Origin of the sequence: Rhizobium sp. PL01 (assembly GCF_033447125.1) — a bacterium.
Lineage (GTDB): Bacteria > Pseudomonadota > Alphaproteobacteria > Rhizobiales > Rhizobiaceae > Pararhizobium.
Genome location: NZ_JAWQUM010000004.1, coordinates 61704 through 80563, shown reverse-complemented (window position 1 = coordinate 80563; position 18860 = coordinate 61704). Strand labels below are relative to the sequence as shown.

Here is an 18860-nt window from a genome sequence, read left to right as displayed (position 1 = left end):
ATTGACACTACGCTGGACCGCAATCGTTCTTTGGCCAAAGCTTGGCTGCTCGCGGTGCTGGAATAATCCGGCCCGCCAATCTCAATCCAAATTTTCGATTGTCCACCCCTGGTATCGCCATGGGGATCGGGCACGTCTATTATACGCGATATGAACGTTTCCGGCCGGCACTCGGCAGGAATTGACCACGGATGGACTGGCAGCTCCCGACCCGGCAGACGCTCCTTGCAAAAAGCGGACATGACCAAACCGGGGCCAGGCTCCGCTTTCTTCATTTCCATTTTTGACGTCAAGGAGAACGGCCATGCCTACCAACTCCGCCCCGCCCAGAGGACAGCCCAACTCGCGGCTTCACCGCTTTTCCATCGGACAAAAGGTCCGGATGAAAAGTACCGTCGGTTTGTCATTGCGCGACGAAACGATTTTTCGCATTCTCGCAACATTGCCCATCCGGGATGGTTCGCCGCAATATCGGATTCGCACCGAAGGCGAGACCTACGAACGGGTAACGACGGAAGATAATCTGGAAGATGCCAAAGGGTAGAGCCGCAAGTGCTCACCCGTCATACGTTAAACGAGGAAGGACAACACATGGCCAAGGGACAAGCAAAGAGCAACAAGGAAGTCAGGAAGCCGAAAAAGGACAAGGAAGCTGCCAAGACGGCAACCCCTTTCGCTGCGACGACCCAGAAGGAAGTTCCCAAGCTTTCCGGCGCCAAGCCGAAGAAGTAAGGTACGAATAGAAGAAGCAGCGCTGGGTATCCCGGCGCTGCTTCTTCTATTTCATCTATTTGGGTTGCGACGGGGTGAAATTGGCGATGAGCGCATGCCGTTCGCCCGGATAGATCAGGCGAACATACGTGACATAGGAGCCGTTGCTCGACGTCCGCCGCTCGACCGTCAGGCACGGCGTTCCGCTTGGGACCGCCAGAGCTGCTGCAATCACCTCATCGGCAGCGATGGCCCGGATCGTGTGTTCGGCTGCACTCCACGGCACGCGGTTCAAAAGCCAGGGACCCGGAGCTTCAACCTCAAAGGTCTCCGCTGCCGCATCCGGCACAGCCGTCAGATTGATCAGACGCTGCTCGAAGCAGAACGGCCGTGTGCCGCCTAAATGCGTACAATTCACCTCAAGAACGGAATCTGCAGCGCTGAGACCGAGCCTGTGTTTGTCATCGGCCGTGCTACGGCGCCGGGTTTTGCTCTGCAGCCGGTAATCATAGGCAAGGCCGAGCGACTGGACTTCCAGCTTGATATCGCGGATTTCCAGCACGGCCGATTGCGCCCGTGGTTGCGTCACATAGCTGCCGGACTTGCGCCGCCGCTCGATCAGCCCGGTTTTCGCCAGCTGCGTCAGCGCCTTGTTCACCGTCATCCGTGAACACTTGTATTGCTCGGCCAGATCGACTTCGAACGGAATGCGGAACCCAGGTTGCCACTCGCCGGACAGAATGCGGTCCTCGATATCGCCGAGGATGCGCTGATGCAGCGACAGGTCGCCAGCACTTTCAGCCAGCGGCGCATCAACGGCCTGATCGGCATCCTGCAATTTCACCACACACTCACCTTCAACAAATCCGTTCGGTCCTAGCAGACATTATTCAGCGGTGCTTGTCCGGAAAAGATGTGCGCGTCAAATTGAGCCGCTCAGGCTAACAGTTCGCGCATAACGCCGCGGAATCGGGCCGATATCTCATCCCGCCTGCGATGCCTTCCGCCTTCGACCTGCTTGCGGCCCGCCACCCAGACACTGTCGGGCTTCGTGCCATTGGCAAACAGCCAGGAATCCAGAACCACATCATCTGCGAGATCGCCGTCCGGCGTCCGCAGGCTGACGAAATCAGCCGGATTGCCAACAGCAATCCCCGTCTTGGCCGCCATGGCGATGCCACCACCATCCACCGCGCCGTCGAACAGGGCACGGCCGGTCGATTGGCCGGGTGCGGCCAGCACGTTGCGGGAGCGATGCGCCAGACGCTGCGAATATTCAAGCTGGCGCAGCTCGTCTGGCAGACCGATCAGGACGTTGGAATCCGAGCCGATACCGAATTTTCCACCCGCTTCGCCGAAAACGACAGCATTGAACGTGCCATCGCCAAGATTGGCTTCAGTGATCGGGCAGAGACCGGCAATCGCCTTGCTCTCAGCCATCCGGCGCGTTTCGTCATCGGTCATATGCGTTGCGTGGATCAGGCACCAGCGGCCATCGAGCCCCGCATTGTCGAGCAGCCATTCGACCGGCCGCGCACCGGACCAGGCGACGCAATCCTCGACTTCCTTGACCTGTTCGGCCACATGAATGTGGATCGGCCCATCCTTTGCCATGGCAACGACGGCCGCAAGCTCACCCGGCGTCACCGCCCGCAGCGAGTGCGGCGCAACGCCGACGCGGCCTTCCGGCAAGTTCTTGACTGCAGACCGGCAGCCATCGAGCAGCCGCTCGAAACTCTCGGCGGTATTGATGAACCGTCGTTGGCCCTCGTTCGGTGCAGCCCCCCCGAAGCTCGAGTGGGCGTAGAATACGGGCAACAGCGTCAGGCCGATCCCCGCCTGGGACGCCGCCGAAGCGATCCGCTGCGCCATTTCGGAAATATCAGTATAAGCCCGACCATCGATATCGTGGTGCAGGTAATGGAACTCGCCGACGCGTGAAAAACCCGCTTCCAGCATTTCCATATAGAGCTGGCTGGCAACGGCCTCGGCATGATCCGGCGTCATCGTCAGGGCGAACCGATACATGACATTGCGCCAGCTCCAGAAGCTGTCAGCACCGGGGCCGCGTGTTTCGGCAAGACCAGCCATGCCGCGCTGGAATGCGTGGCTGTGCAGGTTCGGCATGCCCGGAACGAGGATATCGTGGCGTTCGTCGCCAGCCTGTGCTGCCACTCCCGCCTCGATGGAGGCGATCCGGCCACCCTCGACCGTCAGCCGCACATCCTTCTGCCATCCTGCCGGCGTCAGAGCCGATTTCACATGAATGCTGGTCAAGGCCTCATCCCTTCCTGACTGCGTCGCTCAAAAAAAATCACTTGCGCTCATTTTCTTTATGTCTATACATAATAGCACGAAAAGGAAAGGCTAGAAAACGATGTCTTCCATAAAATCGGCACCTGACAGCACCCCGCCAACCGCTTGCGATCGCCTTTGGCGAAACGCCCGGCTTGCGACCCTGAACCCCGCTCTGCCGGGTCTTGGCCTTGTCGAAAACGGTGTGATTGCCGTTCAGGACGGACGCATCCTTTACGCTGGCGATGAAGCCGGCCTGCCCTTCCCGATCGAAAATGCTGCCGAGGTCATCGATTGCGGCGGCCGCTGGATCACCCCCGGCCTGATCGACTGCCACACGCATCTGGTCCATGCCGGCGACCGCGCCAATGAATTCGAGATGCGTCTTGCCGGCGCGACATACGAAGAAGTCGCCCGTGCTGGCGGCGGCATCGTTTCCTCCGTCCGGTCGCTGCGCGAAGCCAGCGAAGACGAGCTTGTCGCCCAGTCGCTTCCCCGTCTCGATGCTTTGATGGCTGAAGGCGTGACCACCGTCGAAATCAAATCCGGCTACGGCCTCGATCTCGACAACGAAGCGAAGGCACTCCGCGCCGCACGCCGTCTTGGCGAAGAGCGCGATGTCGCGGTTCGCACCACCTTCCTCGGCGCCCATGCGCTGCCGCCGGAATTCAAGGGCGATCAGGCCGGTTACGTCGCCAAGGTCGTCAACGAAATGCTGCCCGCCATCGCCGCCGAAGGGCTGGCCGATGCGGTCGACGGTTTCTGCGAAGGCATTGCCTTTTCGACCGACGAAATGCGGCTGGTGTTCGATGCCGCCAAGGCCCATGGCCTGCCGGTCAAGCTGCATGCCGACCAGCTCTCCAATCTCCACGGTGCTGCCCTTGCCGCCGAATACGGCGCGCTATCAGCTGACCATCTGGAATATACGGATGAAGACGGAGCGCAGGCGATGGCAAAAAGCGGCACCGTCGCTGTCATTCTGCCCGGCGCGTTCTATTTCATACGCGAAACGAAGAAGCCGCCGATCGAGCTGTTCCGCAACGCCAGCGTCGCAATGGCCATCGCCACCGACAACAATCCGGGCACATCGCCGCTAACCTCGCTGCTCCTGACCATGAACATGGCCGCAACCCTATTCGGCATGACGGTCACCGAATGCATCGCAGGCGTGACCCGCGAAGCGGCACGCGCGCTTGGCCTCGTCGATGAGGTGGGGACGCTCGAACCCGGGAAATGGGCCGATTTCGCTATCTGGAATATCGAGCGGCCGGCCGAACTTGTTTACCGCATGGGCTTCAACCCGCTGCATGCGCGCGTCCGCAACGGACATTGATTTGAAGCACGCGGTTGGGAGACCCCGTGCATAGGTGAGGACTTCACATGACCCTGATACTTCAGCCGGGCTCCGTCCCGCTATCGACACTCGAAACCATCTACTGGACCGGCGAGCCCGCACGGCTTGATCCGTCCTTCGACAAGGGCATCGAGAAAGCCGCTGCCCGCATCGCCGAAATCGCCGCCGGCAACGCGCCGGTCTACGGCATCAACACCGGCTTCGGCAAACTCGCATCCATCAAGATCGATGCCGCCGATGTCGCCACCCTGCAGCGCAATCTGATCCTGTCGCATTGCTGCGGCGTCGGCCAGCCGCTGGCTGAAAACATCGTTCGCCTGATCATGGCGCTGAAGCTCGTCTCGCTCGGCCGCGGTGCATCCGGCGTCCGGCTCGCACTCGTCCGCCTGATTGAAGGCATGCTCGAAAAGGGCGTCATCCCGGTCATTCCGGAAAAAGGCTCCGTCGGCGCCTCCGGCGACCTCGCCCCGCTCGCCCATATGGCAGCGGTGATGATGGGCGAAGGCGAAGCCTTCTTCAACGGCGAACAGCTGGACGGCCGCGCAGCCCTTGAGCGTGCCGGACTGACCCCGGTCGTTCTCGCCGCCAAGGAAGGCCTGGCGCTGATCAACGGCACGCAGGTCTCGACGGCGCTGGCGCTCGCCGGCCTGTTCCGCGCCCACCGCGCCGCAAAGTCGGCGCTCATCACCGGCGCGCTTTCGACCGACGCCGCCATGGGTTCCTCGGCACCGTTCCATCCTGATATCCATACGCTGCGCGGCCACAAGGGCCAAATCGACGCAGCCGCGGCCCTGCGTGGCCTGCTCAAGGGCTCGGTCATCCGCGAAAGCCACATCGAAGGCGATGAGCGCGTGCAGGATCCCTATTGCATCCGCTGCCAGCCGCAGGTTGATGGCGCTTGCCTCGATCTCCTGCGCTCCGTTGCCCGCACGCTCGAAATCGAAGCCAACGCTGTCACCGACAACCCGCTGGTCCTCTCTGACAATTCCGTCGTTTCCGGCGGCAATTTCCACGCCGAACCGGTTGCCTTCGCCGCCGACCAGATCGCCCTTGCCATCTGCGAAATCGGCGCGATCTCGCAGCGCCGTATCGCGCTGCTGGTCGATCCGGCCCTCTCCTACGGCCTTCCGGCATTTCTCGCCAAGAAGCCGGGTCTCAACTCCGGCCTGATGATCGCCGAAGTCACCTCGGCAGCGCTGATGTCTGAAAACAAGCAGATGTCGCACCCGGCCTCGGTCGATTCGACGCCGACGTCCGCCAATCAGGAAGACCATGTCTCCATGGCCTGCCACGGCGCCCGCCGCCTGCTGCAGATGACCGACAACCTCTTTGCCATCATCGGCATCGAAGCGCTGACGGCAGCCCAGGGCATCGACTTCCGTGCGCCGCTGATCACCAGCTCGGAACTGACCAACGCCATCACCGCGATCCGCAAGGTCGTGCCGACGCTGGAAGTGGACCGCTACATGGCGACCGACCTCAAGGCAGCGAGCGACCTCATCGCCAACGGCACGCTGAACGCCGCTGTGTCCACCGGCATTCTCCCCGTTCTGGAGGCCTGATATGAGCGTTTTTGAAGTCAAACAGGGCACATCGCCCATCATTCTCGGTTTCCCGCATACCGGCACCGATGTACCGCCCGCCATCTGGGAGCGGCTCAACGATACCGGCCGGCTGCTGACCGATACCGACTGGCATATCCATCACCTCTATGATGGCCTGCTGCCGGAGGTGACGACAGTGCGTGCCACCTTCCATCGCTATGTCTTGGATGCCAATCGCGATCCGGAAGGCATCAGCCTCTACCCGGGCCAGAACACCACCGGGCTCATTCCGGAAACGGATTTCGACGGCGTTTCGATCTGGAAGGACGGCGAAGAGCCGACCGAAGCCGACACCGCTGCCCGTCTTGCCGAATTCCACGCGCCTTATCACGCGGCACTGCTCGCCGAAATCGAACGGGTGAAGGCCATCCACGGCATCGCCGTGCTCTATGATTGCCATTCGATCCGGTCGGATATCCCTTTCCTGTTCGAAGGCACATTGCCCGATTTCAACGTCGGCACCGATATGGGCAAGACCTGCGATCCAGCCATTCAAGACGCAACCGTCGATGTGGTTTTGAACGCAGAAGGCTATACCAGCATTCTCAACGGCCGCTTCAAGGGCGGCTGGACGACGCGCCATTACAGCGATCAGGAAAACGGCGTCCAAACGATCCAGATGGAACTGGCGCAAGCCACGCATCTGAGCACGGAAACCCCGCCCTTCGCCTATGACGAAGCCAAGGCCGCCAAACTTCGCATTCACTTGAAAGACATTCTCACGCGCATCGAAACGATTGCGCTGACACTGGCAAAGCAAACCCAGGCACCACACACAAGGGGAACCAAATGACCAATCCTCGTCACAATATCCGCGACGTCCGCGCCGCCCGCGGCACCGAACTGACGGCAAAGTCCTGGATGACCGAAGCACCGCTTCGCATGCTGATGAACAATCTCGACCCGGAAGTGGCCGAGAACCCGCATGAACTGGTCGTCTATGGCGGCATCGGCCGCGCCGCCCGCACCTGGGCCGACTTCGACAAGATCGTCGAAACGCTGCGCGATCTCAACGAAGACGAAACGCTAATGGTGCAGTCCGGCAAGCCGGTCGGCGTTTTCCGCACCCACAAGGATGCTCCGCGCGTCCTGATCGCCAACTCCAACCTGGTGCCGCATTGGGCGAACTGGGATCACTTCAACGAACTGGATAAGAAGGGTCTCGCCATGTACGGCCAGATGACCGCCGGTTCGTGGATTTACATCGGCACGCAAGGCATCGTTCAGGGCACCTACGAAACCTTCGTCGAGGCCGGCCGCCAGCATTACAACGGCGACCTCAAGGGCAAGTGGGTCCTCACCGGCGGCCTCGGCGGCATGGGCGGCGCCCAGCCACTGGCGGCCGTCATGGCCGGCGCCTGCTGCCTCGCCATCGAATGCAACCCTGATTCCATCGATTTCCGTCTGCGCACCCGCTACGTCGACGCCCGGGCCGAAACCCTCGATGAAGCCCTGGAGATGATCAACCGCTGGACCGCTGCCGGTGAAGCCAAGTCGGTGGGATTGCTCGGCAATACCGCCGAAATCCTGCCGGAAATGGTCCGCCGCGGCATCCGCCCTGACATGGTCACCGACCAGACCTCCGCCCACGACCCGATCAACGGCTACCTGCCAAAGGGCTGGACGATGGGAGAGTGGAAGGAAAAGCGCGAGAGCGATCCGAAGGCCGTCGAAAAGGCTGCCCGCGCCTCGATGCGCGAACATGTCGAAGCGATGATCGCTTTCCAGGACATGGGCATCCCGACCTTCGACTACGGCAACAACATCCGCCAGGTTGCCAAGGACGAAGGCCTCGAAAATGCCTTCGCCTTCCCGGGCTTCGTTCCGGCCTATATCCGCCCGCTGTTCTGCCGCGGCATCGGCCCGTTCCGCTGGGCCGCGCTCTCGGGCGATCCGGAAGATATCCGCAAGACCGACGCCAAGGTGAAGGAACTGCTGCCGGACAACAAGCACCTGCACAACTGGCTCGACATGGCCGCCGAACGCATCGCCTTCCAGGGCCTGCCGGCACGCATTTGCTGGGTTGGCCTCGGCGATCGTCACCGCCTCGGCCTCGCGTTCAACGAGATGGTCAGGACCGGCGAGCTTTCGGCCCCGGTCGTCATCGGCCGCGATCACCTCGATAGTGGCTCCGTCGCCTCGCCGAACCGCGAAACGGAAGCCATGAAGGACGGTTCGGACGCCGTGTCCGACTGGCCACTCTTGAACGCCCTGCTCAACACCGCATCGGGCGCCACCTGGGTGTCGCTGCATCACGGCGGCGGCGTCGGCATGGGCTTCTCGCAGCATTCGGGCGTCGTTATCTGCGCCGATGGTACCGATGACGCGGCCCGCCGCCTCGATCGCGTGCTCTGGAACGACCCGGCAACCGGGGTCATGCGCCACGCCGATGCGGGCTATGAGATCGCCATCGATTGCGCCAAGGAAAAGGGCCTGCGCCTGCCGGGCATCCTCGGCAACTGATTTCATACAAGGGGCGGCTCATCAGGCCGCCCCTTCTTGTTCTTACGTCATACGGGGGGAGAATCTCATGACAGATATCACTGCACAAAGCGGAGGCTCGCGCGGCAGCGCAGCTTTCAAACTCGTTTTCTTTAGCCTTATCGGCATCTTCCTGTTCTTCGTGCCCGTTACGATCGCAGAGAAATCCACCATCCTGCTCGACCATGCAGCAACCGCGATCGCCACACAGCTCCGCCCCGTAGCCGTGACCTTCGTCTGCCTGTTGATGGCCTATGGTGCGTTTGGTCCGTTCGTGCGCGGTACCTGGAACAAATCCATCACCGACATGATTTTCTCCGTCCTTCGAGTGCTCGGTCTTGCTCTGGCCGGCATGTATCTCGCAGGTATCGGCCCGGCGAACTTCTTCACGCCCGACATGCTGCCCTTCCTGTTCGACAAGCTCGTTCTTTCCGTCGGCCTGATCGTACCGATCGGCGCTTTGGCGCTGGCTTTCCTGATCGGTTACGGCCTGTTGGAATTCACCGGTGTTCTGGTGCAGCCGGTCATGCGTCCGATCTGGCGCACACCGGGCTGGTCGGCCATTGATGCTGTCGCCTCGTTCGTCGGCAGCTATTCGCTGGCGCTTCTGATTACCGACCGCGTCTTCAAGGAAGGCAAGTATACGGTTCGCGAAGCCGCGATCATTGCCACAGGCTTCTCGACGGTTTCGGCCACCTTCATGATCATCGTCGCCAAGACCCTGGGCCTGATGCCCGCCTGGAACCTCTATTTCTGGACGACCTTCTTCGTCACCTTCCTGGTCTCGGCAATCACCGCCCGCCTGTGGCCGATCGCCGGCATGGAACATCCTGCCAACCGCGACCTGCCGCTACCTGTGGGCAAGAGCCGGATTCAGACGGCCATCGACGTCGGTATCGAACAGGCACAGGCCGCAACGAACCTGCCGACTCTGCTGCGCGACACCTTCATCGACGGCCTGCGCATGGCGGCAATGATCCTGCCGAGCATCATGGCCGTTGGCCTTCTCGGCCTGCTGGCCGCCAAGTACACACCGCTGTTCGACATCCTCGGCCTGACGCTCTATCCGTTCACCTGGATTGCCCAGTTCGCCGACCCGATGCTCGCAGCCAAATCGATGGCTGCGGGCCTTGCCGAAATGTTCCTGCCGGCCATCCTGCTCAAGGAAGCCGATGTCGGATTGAAGTTCGTCGCAGCCGTCGTCTCCGTCAGTCAGGTCCTGTTCCTGTCGGCATCGATCCCTTGCGTGCTCGCAACCTCGATCCCGCTGTCATTCCGCAACCTGCTGGTGATCTGGTACATCCGCACGGCACTCAGCATCCTGTTCACGGCCCCCATCGCCTGGCTGGCCGTTTCCATGGGCTGGTTGAACTGATGACGCTCCGGCTTCTCAAAGCCGCCGACCATCGCCGCATGCCGTGGAAAAACGGCGGCGGCGAGACGGTCGAGATTGCGGTTTTTCCACCGGAGGCCGATCTTTCGGCCTTCGGCTGGCGCGTCAGCATGGCAACGGTCGCAACCGACGGTCCCTTCTCCACCTTCCCTGGCATCGACCGCACGCTGTCGATCCTGGAGGGCAACGGAATGGAACTGGACATCGCCGGGCGCTCCCCGGTGGTGCTGACAAAAACGTCGGAGCCGTTGGCCTTTCCGGCAGATGCAGCAACGACAGCCAAACTGGTATCGGGTACGATCCTCGATCTCAACGTCATGACCCGGCGCAGCCAGTGGGTACATCGCGCCGAACGGCACACATTCGAAGGCCAGCATCGCCTGGATTCCGAAGGCGGGGTCACCCTGCTTCTGTCGCTTGGCAATCTGCGGATTGACAGCGACGCCCATGCCGCCGAACTCGGACGATTGGACTGCGCCATCATCGAAGGGCTTTGCCTTGTGACATCCGACATGCCGACCGATGCCTATCTGATCCGGATCGTTGCGGCCTGATCTTTAAGCCCTGCGGGCGAGATGACCAAGCACATGGCAGATCAGGCGGCCGGCAACGGTCGCCGTCATGTCGTTGACATCCGCCTGCGGCCGGAACTCGACGATCGAAAATCCGGCAAGATCGCGGCCCGTCATTGCAGCCGCGATCAGGTCCGTGACTTCATCCAGACGCAAGCCACCCGGCGACAGCGCGTTGACGCCCGGGCAGATCGATGGATCGAGCGCATCGAGATCGATGTGAATCAAGAGCTTGCCGTCACGCGGAATGGCATTGGCGATTTCGGCCATGCCGATCGAGCGGGCCTGACGCACGGTCACCAGCCGCGAACCCCACGCACGCGCAATCTCGACCTCTTCGCGCCGCGCGCTGCCGACAGCACGAATACCGACCTGCGTCATGGAACGGACAGAGGCAAGTTCCGACGCGCGGCGCATCGTGGAGGAATAGCCAAGCGGTTCATCGCCGATCCGATCGCGCCAGTCGATATGCGCATCGATCTGCAGAATGTGCAGCGCCTCGGTGTCTGCAAGACCGCGCATGAACGGGATAGCAACAGAATCGTCACCACCGATCAGCACCGGCACCGCCCCAGCCGCGCAGATATAACGCGCGACGGCTTCGATGGCCGCGCGATTGCCGACATTATCGTCCGCGTTTGTCGCGATATTGCCGAGATCGAACGCCTCAAGAGCACCATTATTGAGCAGCGGACCGTCGAAATCGAAATCCCAATGGTCGATCTGCACGGAGGCCGCGGTGATCGCCCGGCGGACTGCATCGGGGCCTGAAGTGTCCGGCGTCTCGCCCGTGGCTGCACTGCCGTAAGCGGTACCGTGCTCCGCACCGAAGATCACGGCCGCTCCGGCTTGCGCCACCGTCGCCGAGGGAATGCCGAGGAATGTTTCGGATGCGGGAAGAAGAGTATAGGTCACGCTCAAGCCGCCCGTGCTGCAAGGAAGCGGTTCATCGCCGCAAATGAGAAGGCGCCGATTGGCAGGTCCGTGCCGCCGTCCAATGCCAGATCGGCGAGAATTTCGCCAACGACGCTGGTGAATTTGAACCCGTGACCCGAACAGGGCGATGCGACGACAATGCGCTCGTCACCCGGCAAAAGGTCGATCAGAAAATCCTCACTCGGCAGCATCGTATAGCGGCAGGTGGTGGAGCGTACCCGCACCCCGGCAGCGGCCGGAAGGCGGCGCCGAATGAAACTGTCGAGAAGATCCGTGTCCTTGTCATTCACAGGCGGATTGGGCTGGTTGGGATCGATCGGCTCGCGAAAATGCGCATGACGGCCGACCTTGACGCCGTCGACACCGATGGCCGGGAAGCCGAAGAAGGAGCCGTTCTCACCCTCGTCGCGAATGAACACCGGCATGCGTTGCTGCATGGTCACAAAACCGTCCGTTGGCTGGTACCAGGAGACGACTTGCTTGATCGGCACCGCATGATCGCGCAGATCAGGCACCAGTTCGCCGATCCACGAACCGGTCGCCACGATCACCTTGCTGGCGTGATAGCGGCCCGTATCCGAAACGATTGTCACACCGCCCTCGCCCGGCTCGATCGTCGTGACCTTCTCACCAAAATGCAGGGCCGCACCATCGGCGGCGGCAAGCTTGAGATGGCCCATCACAGCAGCTTCCGGCCGGAGGTAACCACCCTGCGGATCGAGCAACGCAACCTCGTCGCTATCCAGCGAAAACACCGGGAACCGGCGGCGCATCTCGTCGGGATCCAACGTTTCCAGCGGCAGATGGTGCAGCGCGCAGCTCTTCTTCGTTCCGCTGACAATCTTGCTGTCGGGTTTACCGATCTGCAGCACGCCGGTGATCGTCAGGATATCTTCGCGCAGCCGTGCTTCCAGCGCCCGCCAGTTGGCATAGGCACGCTGGAGCAACGGCACATAGGATGGGTCCTCGAAATAACCAAGCCGGATCAAACGGCTATCGCCATGCGACGAGCTCAGCGCATGAGCCGGATAGTAGGCATCAATGCCGATCGCTTTTACGCCACGGGCCGCCAGATGGGCGATGGCAGCGCTTCCCATGGCGCCAAGGCCGACAACGGCAACGTCGAAATGGGCGGTCATGGCGGTATCCTTTCGGGAATTTCAGATGTGTGGAGGCGGCGATCCACGGAGGAGATCACGGGCTTTTTCCAGATCCCAGCCGAGCGGCCGGTCGTCGGCATAGGTTGGCACAGCACCACGGAAAAGGCGATAGAGCACATCGGTACCAGCCGCGCGAGTTGCTACACTCGCCTTGAAATCCTGGGCCTGTGCCGCAGCCGCAAATTCGATACCGAAAATCTGCTCGGCATTGTCGATCACGGCAAGCAACTTATTGGCCGCCGCTGTCGGATGCCCAAGGAAATCCTCCTGCAGCGCCGAAGTGATACCGCCATCAAGGCTTGCCGGTGCCCCGAGGCGGCGGTTTTCCGCAGCAAGCGCTGCCGCCGTATATTGGGCGATCATGAAACCGGAGCCTGCACCCGGATCAACCGCCAGAAAAGCCGGAAGGCCGCTGACCAGCGGATTGACGAGACGGTCGATGCGGCGCTCGCTCATCATCGAGATCTGGGCGATTGCGATGGCGAGGCTATCCAGCGCCTGTCCGAGCCCAGGCGCCACGGCATGCGCCTCGGACGAGACCACCGGCGCTTCCGGCGTACCGGAAACCGCCGGATTGTCGGTCACGGAAGCCAGTTCCTGATTGACGATCTGGCTCACGAAATCGAACACATCCCATCCGGCGCCATGGGTATGCGGAACCGAACGCAGGCTCAGGGCATCCTGAGTCCGCGCGCCCTTTGCGGCTTCGATCAAGCCGCTTCCCGCAAGACGATCGCGCAAAATCTTGCCGACCTTCTCGATCCCCGCGGATTTACGAAGGGCGAGCACATCCGCATCGAAGGCGGTCATCTGGCAACCGAGTGCCTCGATCGTCAGCGACGCGATGGCGTCGGCCCAGCTCAGCAGCCGTTCCGCTCGCGCCAGGGCCACCGACCCAAGCCCCGTGGAGCAGGCTGTCCCGTTGACGAGGCTCAAGCCCTCCTTTGCCTGCAGAACCAGCGGCGCGACGCCGAGCGCCTTCAGAGCTTCGGCACCGGTCACGGGCTTGCCCTTTAGCCGCGCCCTGCCTTCGCCGATCAGCACCAACGCAATATGGGCATTGTGGCTGAGATAACCGGCCGAGCCCTTGGAAGGCACTTCGGGAATGCAGTCTTCGCGTAGAAACGTCTGCAGCAGTTCGACGATCACCGGGCGCACGCCGGAATGGCCATGGGAAAAATTGGCGATCTGCGCGGCGATGATGGCGCGGACTTCACGCGTTTCCAGAACCGGGCCGACACCGCAAGCATGACTGAGAATGATGTTGCGCGACAAGCGGCTTTGCGAGGGACGATCGACGACCGTATCGGCCAGCGCGCCGACGCCTGTGTTCACTCCGTAGGCACGCACGCCACTTTCGACAATTGACGAAACGATCCGACTGGCTGTTTCGATCCGCTCTTTGGCAGCGTCGGAAAGAGAAAGTCTAGCACCATCGGCAACCGCCGCCACGGTGCGCCAGTCGAGCGCCGTCTCAAGCACGATAGTCTGCACGATCAGCCTCCGAAATTGCCGATGAACTGGCGGAAGCTGGGCGAACCGCCGGAGCCAAACAATTCTTCCGGTGCACCATCGCTGTCGATCTCGCCGGATTTCATGAAGATCACGCGGTTGGAAACGTTGCGGGCGAAGCTCATTTCGTGGGTGACGACCAGCATGGTCATGCCCTCTTCGGCCAATGAGCGCATGACGCGCAGCACTTCGCCGACCAGTTCCGGATCGAGCGCCGAGGTCGGCTCGTCAAACAGCATCACCTTCGGCTTCATCGCCAGCGAGCGGGCGATTGCCGCGCGCTGCTGCTGGCCGCCTGAGAGATGCGCCGGATAGGCATGGCGCTTTTCGGCGATACCAACCTTTTCCAGGAGCGCTTCGGCTTCGGCGATACATTCGGCGCGTGGCCGCTTCAGCACATGAACCGGTCCCTCGATAACATTCTCGAGGATCGTCATGTGGGACCAGAGATTGAACGACTGGAACACCATGCCGAGTTCGGAACGGATCCTATCCACCTGGCGGCGGTTGGCCGGAACATTCTTTCCGCCACGCTGCTGCATCTGGATCAGCTCGCCATCGACGGAGATCTCGCCGTGATCGGCGATTTCGAGAAGATTGATACAGCGCAGGAAGGTCGATTTTCCCGAACCGCTGGCGCCGAGAAGCGAGATGACGTCACCGTCGCGCGCCTCAAGCGAAATGCCGCGCAGCACTTCATGCGTACCAAAACTCTTGCGGATATTGCGGACGGAAAGCCGGGTCGTGCCTGCCATGGTCGTTCCAGTCTGGTTGGGGGTCGCGGCGTTCATCGTTGCGGTACCGGGAAAAGCGGGGCTGAACGGCGATGCGGGGTCAGCTTGTATTCCAGCAGCGCCATGGCCTGCAGGATGATGAAGTTGAGAATGAGATAGATAGCTGCGGCACAAAGGAAGACTTCCATCGTGCGGTAGGTCTGCGAGATCAGCCGCTGGGCAACACCGGTCACTTCCCAGACCGTAACGAGGCTGGCGAGCGCCGTTGATTTCACCATCATCACCACCTCGGTCGAATAGGCGGGCAGCGCATGACGGAATGCGATCGGGGCGAGAATGCGCCGCGTCAAGAGAAAGCCGGACATGCCGATCGCGCGCGCCGCCTCGATTTCCTTGGACGGAATCGCCCGCAAACCGAAGCGGAAGATTTCCGCCGAATAGCCGGCCGTGCAGAGCGCCAGCGACAGCACAGCGCAGACGAACGGTTCGCGCAACGCCGGCCACAGGAAGCTGTAGCGAATGAAGCCGAATTGACCCAGACCATAAAAGATCAGGAACATCTGGATCAGAAGCGGCGAACCCCGAAAGATGAAAATGTAACCCTTGGCGAAGTTGCGCGCGGCGGCATTGCCGCTAACACGCATCCAGACGATCAGAAGCGCCAGGATTCCGCCGAACAGGACAGAAAGGGAAAACAGCGCCAGTGTCATCGGCAGAGCCGCCAGCAGCGTTTTCATGGTCTCGAACATGAAGGCGAAATCCATCACGCGTCTCCTCGATCAAGCCTGGCCGATGCCGGAAGGCATGCTGCGGCTGGCGCGCTTTTCAGCGCTGGTGAAAATGCGGTCCGAGATGCTGGTGAGGATCAGATAGAGACAGCCGCCGACAATGAAGAACAAGAAGTGCTGCCGCGTCGATCCGGCTGCGACCTGGCTGGTGCGCATCAGGTCGGCAAGACCTGTGACGGAGACAAGGGCGGAATCCTTGAGGCTGAGCTGCCAGACGTTGCCGATCCCCGGTATGGCGAAGCGAAACACCTGCGGGCCGATGATCCGGCGGAAGCGTAAACCACGGTTCATGCCGATCGCCTGCGCCGCCTCCAGTTCCCCCTTGGGAATGGCAAGATAAGCGCCGCGAAACACCTCGGCCTGATAGGCGCCGGAGATGATACCAACGGCGAGTGCACCGGCCGCAAAGGACGGAAGTCCGAGGAAACCCTCGTAGCCCATCGCCGTACCGATGGCGGTGATGGCACTCGATCCGCCAAAATAGACGAGATAGATGATCAACAGCTCGGGAACGCCCCGGAACACTGTGGTGTAGATCCCGCCGATCGTCCGGAAGAACCGGCTACCTGACAGTTTTGCCCAGGCAATCAGAGTGCCGAGGATGGCGCCGATCAATAGTGCCACGGCGGTGACGGCGAGCGTCATCAGGGCTGCTACCAAGAGCAGTCCGCCCCAGCCGGTGGGGCCAAATCCGATCATTTGAAGTAATGCCATGCCGCAGGCGTCCCGTCGTTCCCGGCAAAGCCGGCTTCCCGATCGTCAAGTGGATGTGGAAGGCCGCGCCGAAGGCGACCTGCCGCAGCAAGTGTGCCCGCCGCCAGCGAAATAGCAAGCGGCGGGAGAAGCTCAGATCACGGGGTAACGTCGGTCTTGAACCACTTCATCGACAGCGTCTTGATCGTGCCGTCGGCAAGTGCCGCCTCGATAGCCTTGTTGAACATGTCGCGCAGGTCGGTATCGGCCTGACGGATGCCAAGGCCTTCGCCGCTGCCGAAGATCGTGCCGCCGATTTCCGGACCGGTGAAGCCGAGCGTACCGTTGGACTTCTCAAAGGCGGAGATCAGATAGACGGCATCGTCGAACACCAGATCGATACGGCCGCTTTCGAGGTCGAGGTCGCGCTCTGCTCCGGTCTTGTACTCGCGAACAGTGGCGACATCACCGAAATTGTCATAGATGAACTTGGAATAGACTGTCGCGGCCTGGATGCCGATGGTCTTGCCGGCAAAGGCTGCCTTCATCGCATCGACTTCCTTGACGCCGGTTGCGCCTGGATCGAGCTTAATGACCGTACCGGTGCCAGCTGCATTTGCCAGCGGGCTATCCTTCAGCGTCGCAAAAGCGGCGTGGGTGTGGGCATAGGGGATGGTGAAGTCGATGATCTTCTTGCGCTCTTCGGTGATCGACAAAGCATCCATGATCACGTCGAACTTGCCGGCATTCAGCGCCGGGATCATGCCGTCCCAATCGGAAGCAACCAGCGTGCACTCAACCTTCATATGATCGCAGAGATACTTGGCCAGTTCAGGCTCGAAGCCGCCGAGCGTGCCGTCCGGATTGGTGATATTCCACGGCGCATAGGCGCCTTCAAGCGTGATGGTAACAGTCTTCCAGTCCTTGGCCTGAGCCATAGGAGCGGCAAGAGTTGCGAATGCGACGGCACCAGCCATCAGAAATTTTGACAGGTTCATGTTCACGTTCCTCTGAGGTTTATCTTCAACAACGTCCGCCGATCTGCGCCGGCTTCACAAATAAATCGATGAATAACGGGGAAAAAATGCCCCTGAACATCCATGTTGTATATGGTACCATATGCTAATTTTTATGGTATGCAAGTACGTGGCCGCATTTGAATGCAAAATTATTTCCGCCCAAGGAATGAGCATATGAAACGAAGCAACGACCAGAACGCTCCGTTAAAATGGGACTCCAGCGACAATGACGGGTCCCCACTTTACGCAGGCGTCAAGCAGATGATCCTCGACCGTATTCAAAGCGGCGAATGGCCACCGAAGCATAGGGTCCCATCGGAGAATGAACTGGTCGCCGAACTGGGCGTCAGCAAGATGACTGCCAACCGGGCACTACGGGAACTGGCGAGCGAAGGCGAGCTCGTCCGCATCCAGGGCGTCGGCTCCTTCGTTGCCGAGCGCAAGGGCTATTCCGAACTCTTCGAAGTCCGCAACATAGCCGAGGAAATCGACGAGCGAGGCCATACGCATCAGGCATCCGTGGTGGTTCTTGCGCAGGAGACGGCCGCACCGGACGTCGCCGATGCACTCGGACTGCCGATCGGCGCACCGGTGTTTCATTCGCTGATCGTCCACAGCGAAAATGGCGTTCCAGTTCAGATCGAAGACCGTTTCGTCAATCCGGAAGCAGCACCAGGCTACCTGGAACAGGACTTCACGGCACGGACACCGAATGCCTATCTGACGGCGGAAGCCCCCTTGAGCGGGTCTGAACATATCGTCGAAGCCGCCATGCCCCAGCCATGGGAATGTAAACTGCTGGTTATCCTTCGCACGGAGCCCTGCCTGCTCATTCGCCGCCGCACATGGTCGTCGAAACGCGTCGTCTCCTTTGCCCGGCTGGTCTACCCCGGCAACCGGTATCGGCTGGAATCACGCAGCGGAAAGATGACGGACGAGTGAGCGGAGCAGCAAAACACTGGCCATGTTGTATATGGAACTTCGGTAACCGCTTGATTCAATTCTGCGCGACGGTTTCGGGCCAGAACTGCAGCGCCATATCGATGACGCGGTAAAGCGCCGGCCGGTCCGCACCGGAAGCCGCCTGAATGGCGGTCCCCTGCGAAATCGTCATGACATACCGGGCAAGATCATAAGGCTCGTGCCCGGCAGGCAGATCGCCCTCTTTCGCCGCGCGCTCGAACCGCCTGCCCAGGTCACGCTCGCCGCGCTGCCGGTTCTCGATCAGGCATTTCTGGATTTCGGCGGCCGCTTCGCTACAGGCAAGCGCACCATTGATGCCTAGACAGCCGCTCGGACCGGTTTCCGCCGTTTGTGATTCGGCAAAACCTCTCAGGATCTTTTCGGCAACATCACGCGCCTTCGGCTCTTTCAAAGCTTCATGGAAGAAATTCATCTTGGTGCGCTCGTAGCGCTCCAAGGCCTTGAGAAACAGGCCCTCTTTATTGCCGAAGACGCCATAGAGGCTCGGCTTGGTAATGCCCATGCCTTCAGTCAGGTCTGTTAGAGACGTGCCCTCGTAGCCCTTTCGCCAGAACAGCTCCATCGCCGTTTCCAGGGCATCATCGACATCAAACTCTCTTGGCCGTCCCATAGGGTGGGGCCCTC

The 18860-nt window shown here is 61.0% G+C and carries 19 protein-coding genes; 9 read left to right on the top strand and 10 right to left on the bottom strand.

Annotated elements, in window-relative coordinates:
- The first annotated feature begins 304 nt into the window (after positions 1–304).
- Together R6X40_RS10815 and R6X40_RS10810 are read left to right on the top strand one after the other, a co-directional pair.
- Entirely contained in the window at positions 305–544 is a 240-nt protein-coding gene (locus R6X40_RS10815; protein ID WP_318413393.1) for a hypothetical protein, read from the top strand.
- 47 nt (positions 545–591) lie between these two features.
- On the top strand, positions 592–732 hold the full coding sequence (locus tag R6X40_RS10810; RefSeq protein WP_318413391.1) for a hypothetical protein: 141 nt from the start codon (positions 592–594) through the stop codon (positions 730–732).
- 55 nt (positions 733–787) lie between these two features.
- On the opposite strand, the gene hutC (R6X40_RS10805) is transcribed toward R6X40_RS10810, so the two are convergent.
- Entirely contained in the window at positions 788–1549 is a 762-nt protein-coding gene (gene hutC / locus R6X40_RS10805; protein ID WP_318414196.1) for a histidine utilization repressor, read from the bottom strand.
- Positions 1550–1647: 98 nt separating this feature from the next.
- Positions 1648–2988, bottom strand: a complete 1341-nt coding sequence (locus tag R6X40_RS10800; protein WP_318413389.1) for a formimidoylglutamate deiminase — start codon at positions 2986–2988, stop codon at positions 1648–1650.
- Between the two features lie 100 nt (positions 2989–3088).
- On the opposite strand from R6X40_RS10800, the gene hutI reads away from it, so the two are divergent.
- From hutI to R6X40_RS10770, 6 genes are all read left to right on the top strand, one after another.
- Positions 3089–4339: an imidazolonepropionase gene (gene hutI, locus R6X40_RS10795; RefSeq protein ID WP_318413387.1), complete on the top strand. Its 1251-nt coding sequence runs from the start codon at positions 3089–3091 to the stop codon at positions 4337–4339.
- A gap of 47 nt (positions 4340–4386) precedes the next feature.
- Entirely contained in the window at positions 4387–5922 is a 1536-nt protein-coding gene (gene hutH, locus R6X40_RS10790; protein WP_318413386.1) for a histidine ammonia-lyase, read from the top strand.
- A gap of 1 nt (position 5923) precedes the next feature.
- Positions 5924–6757 carry an N-formylglutamate deformylase gene (gene hutG, locus R6X40_RS10785; RefSeq protein WP_318413384.1) on the top strand — a complete coding sequence of 278 codons (834 nt, stop codon included), beginning with the start codon at positions 5924–5926 and terminating at the stop codon, positions 6755–6757.
- Complete coding sequence (gene hutU / locus R6X40_RS10780; protein ID WP_318413382.1) at positions 6754–8427, top strand: urocanate hydratase; 1674 nt, start codon at positions 6754–6756, stop codon at positions 8425–8427. The genes hutG and hutU overlap by 4 nt, the downstream gene beginning before the upstream one ends.
- 67 nt (positions 8428–8494) lie before the next feature.
- Positions 8495–9820: a YjiH family protein gene (locus tag R6X40_RS10775; RefSeq protein WP_318413380.1), complete on the top strand. Its 1326-nt coding sequence runs from the start codon at positions 8495–8497 to the stop codon at positions 9818–9820.
- On the top strand, positions 9820–10392 hold the full coding sequence (locus R6X40_RS10770; RefSeq protein WP_318413378.1) for a HutD family protein: 573 nt from the start codon (positions 9820–9822) through the stop codon (positions 10390–10392). The genes R6X40_RS10775 and R6X40_RS10770 overlap by 1 nt, the downstream gene beginning before the upstream one ends.
- Positions 10393–10395: 3 nt before the next feature.
- Here R6X40_RS10770 and R6X40_RS10765 read toward each other — a convergent pair whose 3' ends face one another.
- The 7 genes from R6X40_RS10765 to R6X40_RS10735 all read right to left on the bottom strand — a co-directional run bounded on the left by R6X40_RS10765 (position 10396) and on the right by R6X40_RS10735 (position 17231).
- Complete coding sequence (locus R6X40_RS10765; protein WP_318413375.1) at positions 10396–11325, bottom strand: arginase family protein; 930 nt, start codon at positions 11323–11325, stop codon at positions 10396–10398.
- 2 nt (positions 11326–11327) lie between these two features.
- The gene (solA, locus tag R6X40_RS10760) at positions 11328–12485 is read right to left on the bottom strand and encodes an N-methyl-L-tryptophan oxidase (protein WP_318413373.1); all 1158 of its coding nucleotides are present in this window, start codon (positions 12483–12485) and stop codon (positions 11328–11330) included.
- Between the two features lie 21 nt (positions 12486–12506).
- Positions 12507–14000, bottom strand: a complete 1494-nt coding sequence (locus R6X40_RS10755; protein ID WP_318413372.1) for a histidine ammonia-lyase — start codon at positions 13998–14000, stop codon at positions 12507–12509.
- Between the two features lie 2 nt (positions 14001–14002).
- A complete protein-coding gene (locus tag R6X40_RS10750; RefSeq protein ID WP_113247239.1) occupies positions 14003–14773 on the bottom strand; it encodes an ABC transporter ATP-binding protein in 771 nt (256 codons plus the stop codon).
- Between the two features lie 32 nt (positions 14774–14805).
- Positions 14806–15516 (bottom strand): ABC transporter permease subunit, encoded by a 711-nt coding sequence (locus R6X40_RS10745; RefSeq protein ID WP_318413371.1) that lies wholly within the window; start codon positions 15514–15516, stop codon positions 14806–14808.
- Between the two features lie 15 nt (positions 15517–15531).
- Entirely contained in the window at positions 15532–16254 is a 723-nt protein-coding gene (locus R6X40_RS10740) for an ABC transporter permease subunit (protein WP_318413369.1), read from the bottom strand.
- A gap of 137 nt (positions 16255–16391) precedes the next feature.
- The gene (locus tag R6X40_RS10735) at positions 16392–17231 is read right to left on the bottom strand and encodes a transporter substrate-binding domain-containing protein (RefSeq protein ID WP_318413368.1); all 840 of its coding nucleotides are present in this window, start codon (positions 17229–17231) and stop codon (positions 16392–16394) included.
- A gap of 195 nt (positions 17232–17426) precedes the next feature.
- Between R6X40_RS10735 and hutC (R6X40_RS10730) the strand changes: the two genes are divergently transcribed.
- Complete coding sequence (gene hutC / locus R6X40_RS10730) at positions 17427–18194, top strand: histidine utilization repressor (RefSeq protein ID WP_318413366.1); 768 nt, start codon at positions 17427–17429, stop codon at positions 18192–18194.
- Between the two features lie 55 nt (positions 18195–18249).
- Here hutC (R6X40_RS10730) and R6X40_RS10725 read toward each other — a convergent pair whose 3' ends face one another.
- Complete coding sequence (locus R6X40_RS10725) at positions 18250–18846, bottom strand: TetR/AcrR family transcriptional regulator (protein WP_318413363.1); 597 nt, start codon at positions 18844–18846, stop codon at positions 18250–18252.
- Between the last annotated feature and the right edge of the window lie 14 nt (positions 18847–18860).

Excerpts from the sequence above, each read along its gene's own strand:
- R6X40_RS10815 (WP_318413393.1), top strand. The coding sequence starts at position 305 with ATGCCTACCAACTCCGCCCCGCCCAGAGGACAGCCCAACTCGCGGCTT.
- R6X40_RS10810 (WP_318413391.1), top strand. The coding sequence starts at position 592 with ATGGCCAAGGGACAAGCAAAGAGCAACAAGGAAGTCAGGAAGCCGAAA.
- hutI (WP_318413387.1), top strand. The coding sequence starts at position 3,089 with ATGTCTTCCATAAAATCGGCACCTGACAGCACCCCGCCAACCGCTTGC.
- hutH (WP_318413386.1), top strand. The coding sequence starts at position 4,387 with ATGACCCTGATACTTCAGCCGGGCTCCGTCCCGCTATCGACACTCGAA.
- hutG (WP_318413384.1), top strand. The coding sequence starts at position 5,924 with ATGAGCGTTTTTGAAGTCAAACAGGGCACATCGCCCATCATTCTCGGT.
- hutU (WP_318413382.1), top strand. The coding sequence starts at position 6,754 with ATGACCAATCCTCGTCACAATATCCGCGACGTCCGCGCCGCCCGCGGC.
- R6X40_RS10775 (WP_318413380.1), top strand. The coding sequence starts at position 8,495 with ATGACAGATATCACTGCACAAAGCGGAGGCTCGCGCGGCAGCGCAGCT.
- R6X40_RS10770 (WP_318413378.1), top strand. The coding sequence starts at position 9,820 with ATGACGCTCCGGCTTCTCAAAGCCGCCGACCATCGCCGCATGCCGTGG.
- solA (WP_318413373.1), bottom strand. The coding sequence starts at position 12,485 with ATGACCGCCCATTTCGACGTTGCCGTTGTCGGCCTTGGCGCCATGGGA.
- R6X40_RS10750 (WP_113247239.1), bottom strand. The coding sequence starts at position 14,773 with ATGGCAGGCACGACCCGGCTTTCCGTCCGCAATATCCGCAAGAGTTTT.
- R6X40_RS10745 (WP_318413371.1), bottom strand. The coding sequence starts at position 15,516 with ATGGATTTCGCCTTCATGTTCGAGACCATGAAAACGCTGCTGGCGGCT.
- R6X40_RS10740 (WP_318413369.1), bottom strand. The coding sequence starts at position 16,254 with ATGGCATTACTTCAAATGATCGGATTTGGCCCCACCGGCTGGGGCGGA.
- R6X40_RS10735 (WP_318413368.1), bottom strand. The coding sequence starts at position 17,231 with ATGAACCTGTCAAAATTTCTGATGGCTGGTGCCGTCGCATTCGCAACT.
- hutC (WP_318413366.1), top strand. The coding sequence starts at position 17,427 with ATGAAACGAAGCAACGACCAGAACGCTCCGTTAAAATGGGACTCCAGC.
- R6X40_RS10725 (WP_318413363.1), bottom strand. The coding sequence starts at position 18,846 with ATGGGACGGCCAAGAGAGTTTGATGTCGATGATGCCCTGGAAACGGCG.